The 5,440-nt window shown below is 71.1% G+C and carries 5 protein-coding genes; 3 read left to right on the top strand and 2 right to left on the bottom strand.

The annotated features are described in order from the left end of the window. Window positions 1-135: 135 nt before the first annotated feature. Entirely contained in the window at window positions 136-1,401 is a 1,266-nt protein-coding gene (locus tag LOY02_RS17555; protein WP_317183663.1) for an MFS transporter, read from the bottom strand. A gap of 61 nt (window positions 1,402-1,462) precedes the next feature. On the opposite strand from LOY02_RS17555, the gene LOY02_RS17550 reads away from it, so the two are divergent. Together LOY02_RS17550 and LOY02_RS17545 are read left to right on the top strand one after the other, a co-directional pair. Further along, the gene (locus LOY02_RS17550; protein ID WP_317183662.1) at window positions 1,463-2,110 is read left to right on the top strand and encodes a CGNR zinc finger domain-containing protein; all 648 of its coding nucleotides are present in this window, start codon (window positions 1,463-1,465) and stop codon (window positions 2,108-2,110) included. A 35-nt stretch (window positions 2,111-2,145) separates the two neighbouring features. Then, window positions 2,146-3,813, top strand: a complete 1,668-nt coding sequence (locus LOY02_RS17545) for an FAD-dependent oxidoreductase (protein WP_317183661.1) — start codon at window positions 2,146-2,148, stop codon at window positions 3,811-3,813. A gap of 9 nt (window positions 3,814-3,822) precedes the next feature. On the opposite strand, the gene LOY02_RS17540 is transcribed toward LOY02_RS17545, so the two are convergent. Continuing rightward, on the bottom strand, window positions 3,823-4,482 hold the full coding sequence (locus LOY02_RS17540; RefSeq protein WP_317183660.1) for an FMN-binding negative transcriptional regulator: 660 nt from the start codon (window positions 4,480-4,482) through the stop codon (window positions 3,823-3,825). Window positions 4,483-4,519: 37 nt separating this feature from the next. Here LOY02_RS17540 and LOY02_RS17535 point away from each other — a divergent pair, with 37 nt between their 5' ends. Beyond that, window positions 4,520-5,392, top strand: coding sequence for a phosphatase PAP2 family protein (locus tag LOY02_RS17535; protein ID WP_317183659.1), 873 nt, complete (start codon window positions 4,520-4,522; stop codon window positions 5,390-5,392). Window positions 5,393-5,440 lie beyond the last annotated feature (48 nt).

Genomic DNA, 5,440 nt, shown 5'->3' with positions numbered 1-5,440 from the left:
AGACCGTCAGCACCAACCACTGTCATGGTTCGACGATAGGGGTCGCGCCGGACAGCCCAACTCCCGCACCGGCCGCCGGGTCGACGGCGCTTGGGGCCACTCGACGAGACGGTCGAGGGGCACCACATGCCACGCTCACCCGACAGCGTCGGTGACGGTCCGCAATCGCGGCACCGGCGAGAAGAGCACCCACAGCGTCGCCGTCGCCATGCCCACGGAGCCGGCGAGGACCGCGGTCCAGGGACCGACCTGCGTCGCCACGGCACCCCCTGCGATGGCGCCGACCGGCAGCACTCCCCACGAGATGAGCCGGTAGGCGGAGTTGACCCGCCCGAGCAGCTGCGGCTCGGTGGCCAGCTGCCGAACTGTCGTCGCGTGCGAGTTGGCGATGCCGATGCCGACGCCCATGATGAAGAACAGGGACCCGAGCAGGACGCCAGCGGCGCCGGGACTACCCGGAGCCACTGCCACAGCACCGACGGGCGCCGTGTTGCCGGCCACCAGAGTGGCGAGCAACACCCTGCCGTAGCCCCACCGCCCCGTGACGCGGGTGCCGAACCAGGCGCCCAGGAACGACCCCAGGCCCCCCGCGACGAAGACCGCCCCGATCCCGGCCGCGGAGATGCCGAGGTCACGGACCGCGTAGATCATCAGGCCGAGCATGAAGACCTCGTTGAAGAGGTTGAATGTCGTGGCCTCGCCGAGGAGTGCCCGCAGATAGCGGTTGCCGACGGCAACGCGGATGCCCTCGATCGCCTCACGTAGCGGCGCACGCGGCGTGGTCGGCGGCGGCGGCTCGTCCACGCGCACCCGGGAGAGGCTGAGCGCCGAGAGGAGATGCGTCGCCGCGTTGACGGTGACCGCCGCAGGGGCGCCGAGGGCCTGGACGAGCAGGCCCCCGACCCCGCGCCCGCTGATCTCGGCGGCGGACTGGGTCGCCGTGATCTTGGCATTGGCATCGGTGAGCTGCCCGGCCGAGACGACGGATGGGACGAAGGCGAAGTGGGCGAGCTGGTGGATCACGGTGCAGATTCCGGCGGCGAACACGACGGCGTAGAGCAGCTCCATGCCCGCCAGCCCGACCCAGATCGACACGGGGATGATCGCGATGAGCACGAAGCGGCCGATGTCGGAACCGATCATCAGACCGCGACGCCGGCGGCGGTCCACGAGGAGGCCGACCGGAAGCGCCGCAAGGAGGAACGGCAGGAACTGCGCAGTGCGAAGGATGGCGAGCTGGTCGGCACCCGCCGAGAAGGTCACGAGGGCGAGGAGGGGGAGCGCGAGCTCGGCGACCTCGGAGCCGAGCATCGAGACTGCTGAGCCGGTCCAGAACCACCGGAATGCCCGGCTCGACCACGCCCGTGTCTCCTCGGCGCGGACCTGCGTAACCGATTGCATGCTCCATATGGTTACACGAGATCATAACCGCTAGGCAAGGGATTCCGGTTACGATTGACGGGTGCGCTCTCCTCAAGCGGCCCCCGGTGAACTGGAGCTGGTCCGCCGCTTCGTCAACACCCGCAACATCGAGAAGGGCACGGACGAGCTGAGCACGCCGGAGGGCGTCACCTCGTGGTTCCGCGGCCTGGAGGCACGCGGCGGACCTGATGAATCCGCGGGTCCGGTCCCGGCCGCCGCCGCTGCCACGACGCACGAGGTGCGCGAGGTGCGCGAGGTGCGCGAGGCCCTCCGGGCCGCCCTGCTCGCGAATCACAACGACTCGGGTGTCGACGACGCGAGCCTCGCAATTCTCAACCGCGCGGCCCGGCGCGGGTCGCTCGGCGTGACCTTCTCCCCTGACGGCTGGGAACCGACGGCCCGGACGACCGGGATCGAGGGTGCGATCGGACACCTGCTCGCGATCGTGGTGAGAGCCATGGCGGACGGCACGTGGGGACGTCTCAAGGCCTGCCTCGACGACGAGTGCCAGTGGGCCTTCTACGACCACTCGAACGCCCGGTCGAGCAAGTGGTGCGACATGCGTGTCTGCGGGAACCGGGCGAAGCAGAAGGCGTGGCGGGCACGGCGCGCCGCCGCCACGACGGAGCAGGCCCCGCAGCGGCAACACGGAGCAGGACGGGAGCGTGGCACCGGGAAACGCACCTGACGGCGCTGGCTCGACTGCCTACCATCGTGGGAGTGATGCCTGCACTCATCCTCGTCTCGGCCGAGCGCGCTGACCTGCTGGCCGACGAGTTCGGTCGCTACCGCCGGGACTACGACATCCACACCGTGACGACCGCGACCGACGCAGAGGCCGTCGCGGCCCGCATCAGGCAGGACGGTGGACACGTGGCGCTCTTCGTCGCCGAGTCCCAGCTGCCTGACGCCCAGGTCCTGGACGCCTTCGCCCGGTGGCGCGCCATCGTCCCCACCGCCCGCCGCCTCATCGCCGCGCACTGGTCCCGCTTCCTCGTCGATGCCACCGACCTCCGCTCCGGCCTCGCCAAGGGCAAGGTCGACGCCTACCTGCTCATGCCGCGTGGTGTGCGCGACGAGGAGTTCCACACGGCCGTCTGCGAGCTCCTCTCGGACTGGGGCTCGACCGTGCCCGCACCGGAGATCGAGACCGTGCGCGTCGTCTCAGAGGGCTCCGACGCCCTCACCCTCGCGATCCGCGACTTCCTCGACCGCATGGGCATGCCCAACCGGACCTATGCCCCGGACACCACCGTCGGCAGAGAGCTGCTCGCCCAGCTTCCGGAGCCTCCCGGACCTGCCGGCGTCGGCCTTCCCGTGGTCCAGGCCATGGACCAGCCCCCCGCGGTCGCCCACAGCGTCCGTGACGTCGCCATCCGCATCTACGGGCAACCCACCGACATCGACAGCGACACGGTCAGCGACGTCGCCATCGTCGGCGCAGGGCCGGCTGGGCTCGCCACTGCCGTCTACGCCTCGTCCGAGGGCCTGTCCACCGTGGTCCTCGAGGCCGAGGCCGTCGGCGGCCAGGCCGGGACGTCGTCGATGATCCGCAACTACCTCGGCTTCCCACGGGGGATCTCGGGCATGCGCCTCGCGCAGCGGGCCCGCAACCAGGCGATCCGCTTCGGGACGCGCTTCTTCACCGGTTGGCCGGTCACCGGTCTCGAGCCCGGTTCACACGGGGCAGCGCACCTCCTGCAGACCGAGGGCGGCGAGGTGCGGGCCCGTGCGGTCGTCGTGGCAACGGGAGTGACCTACCGCAAGCTTCGGGTCCCGGCGATCGAGTCCCTCGTCGGGCTCGGCGTGTTCTACGGCAGCGCCATGACCGCCGCCCGGGCCATGGAGGACGGCGACGTCGTCGTCGTCGGGGGTGGCAACTCGGCGGGTCAGGCAGCAATACACCTGGCCCGTTTCGCGCACTCCGTCACGATCCTCGTGCGCCGGGACGGTCTCGAGTCCACGATGTCGCAGTACCTCATCGGTGAGCTGTCCTCCAACCCTCGCATCCAGGTCGCGCCATGCTCTGAGGTCATCGACGCGGGTGGCGACGGCCGCCTCGAGTGGATCACCGTGCGCGACACCCGCACGGGAGCGGAGGCAAGGCGAAGCTGCAGCGGCCTGTTCCTGCTCCTCGGAGCGGAGCCGCACTGCGAGTGGCTTCCCCCCGAGATCGCCCGCGACGAAAAGGGATTCGTACTCACCGGTCGTGATGTTCCCCTCTCCCGGTGGCTGGGTGACCTGCCACCCGGAAGTCTCGAGACCACCGTGCCGGGCATCTTCGCGGCGGGCGACATCCGCAGCGGGTCGATGAAGCGCGTCGCCGCCGCGAGCGGAGAGGGCGCCTCCGTCGTGCCGCTTGTGCATGCCTGGCTCGATCCCACCCCCTAGGCAGCTGGTTCACCGCTCGACGAGTCGCCGCCCCGACGGGTGAGCTCGGGTCACCGGAGCCACGCGCATCGCATCGGCGACGGCATGGGCGGAGTGGTCCGGCTCGCTGTCGAGGCCGGCGATGGCACCCTCGCGGTCGGCGTGGGAGCGGTTCTGGCTGAGCTTCGCCTTGGCCGAGGCCTCCTCGACCTCGATCTCGACGCCGACGATCGCCCTCAGCTGGCCGGTGACGTAGCGCTCCGGGGCGTCGGTGACCGCCCACGGCTCGGCCCTGTGGTCCTCGTGGCGGCGGGTCAGGCGCGTGACGACGTCGCGGACCCACGCGGCGTCGTCGTGGACGGTGACCCTGCCGCTCAGCTGGACCTCGCTGTAGTTCCAGGTGGGGACGACGCGGCCGTGCTCCGCCTTCGAGGCGTACCAGCCCGGCGAGATGTAGGCGTTCGCAGCCGTGACGACGACGAGTCCGGCCGCACCGGGCGCGATACGACGCCAGTGGTCGTTGGCCCGCGCGAGGTGGGCCAGGACCCGACCGTCGTCGACCACGAGGGGCAGCAGGGTCGCGTCGGGACGGCCGTCCGGGCCGACGGTGACGAGGTGGCCGACGGGATGAGCAGCGAGGAAGCGCTCGACCTCGTCCTTGTCCATGGCGGTGAAGTGCGGCACGTACATCCCGACATTGTCCCCTCATCCCCTGCAGACTGGGCCGATGCTGCCGAGACCCCGAGGCCGTGAACCCGAGCAGATCGGGTCGCGGGACCTGACGTCGTGGCCGAGCCACGTCGGTCGATGGCTCGTCCAGGCGGCCGTCGAGCTCGGTCGCCGGGCGCCGTGGGTCGGGCGCCTCTACGGGTGGTCGTCGGCGAACCTCGCCTTCGTCGCCTTCGCGGTGATCGCCCTCGGTCTCGCCGTGTCCCTCACCAGGGCAGCGGCCGAGGTCTACGAGGCGGTCACGGACCGCGACGGCATCGCCGCGGTGGATGAGCCCGTCCTCGACCTGGCCGTCGACCTCCGCACACCGGAGCTCAATGAGGCCGTGACGTGGTTCACCGACGTCGGAGGTCCCGTCGGCATGCCGGTCCTCGCCGTCCTCGTCGTCGGGGGCCTGGCCCTGCACTGGCGCACCTGGAGGCCCGTCGTGCTCGCCGTCGTCGCGGCCTCGGGGTCACTGCTGATGACGGTCGCCACCAAGGGCCTGGCCGACCGGGCGCGACCACCTCTGGAGCTGGCGGTACCGCCCTTCGAGTCGTCACCGAGCTTCCCGAGCGGACACACGCTCAACGCCACCGTGGTCGCCGCAGTCGTCGTCTACCTCGTCCTCCTGCGGAGCACTGCAGCCTGGCAGCGCGTCCTCGCCGTGCTCACCGGGAGCGTCTTCGTGCTGGCGATGGGCCTGAGCCGAGTCTTCCTCGGTCACCACTGGCTGACGGACGTCATCGCCGGCTGGGCTCTCGGTCTGGCCTGGGCCCTGGCCGTCGTCACGGCTCATCGACTCGTCCTCACCTTGCGCGCCGACCCCGGGAAGTCCAGCCCGACCGAGGCCGGGCCGGCGCCGGCTGAGGGTCGGGCCGGCGCCGACTGAGGGCCGGGCCGGCGTCGACTGAGGGCCGGGCCGGCGTCGACTGAGGGC

This window comes from Intrasporangium sp., assembly GCF_032907665.1.
GTDB lineage: Bacteria > Actinomycetota > Actinomycetes > Actinomycetales > Dermatophilaceae > Intrasporangium.
The sequence above is the reverse complement of the archived record's forward strand: the minus strand, read 5'-3'. Positions and strand labels throughout refer to the sequence as shown.

What these genes read in the sequence shown, in the direction of transcription:
- LOY02_RS17545 (WP_317183661.1), top strand. Translation starts at nt 2,146, where the DNA reads ATGCCTGCACTCATCCTCGTCTCGGCCGAGCGCGCTGACCTGCTGGCC.
- LOY02_RS17540 (WP_317183660.1), bottom strand. Translation starts at nt 4,482, where the DNA reads ATGTACGTGCCGCACTTCACCGCCATGGACAAGGACGAGGTCGAGCGC.
- LOY02_RS17555 (WP_317183663.1), bottom strand. Translation starts at nt 1,401, where the DNA reads ATGCAATCGGTTACGCAGGTCCGCGCCGAGGAGACACGGGCGTGGTCG.
- LOY02_RS17535 (WP_317183659.1), top strand. Translation starts at nt 4,520, where the DNA reads ATGCTGCCGAGACCCCGAGGCCGTGAACCCGAGCAGATCGGGTCGCGG.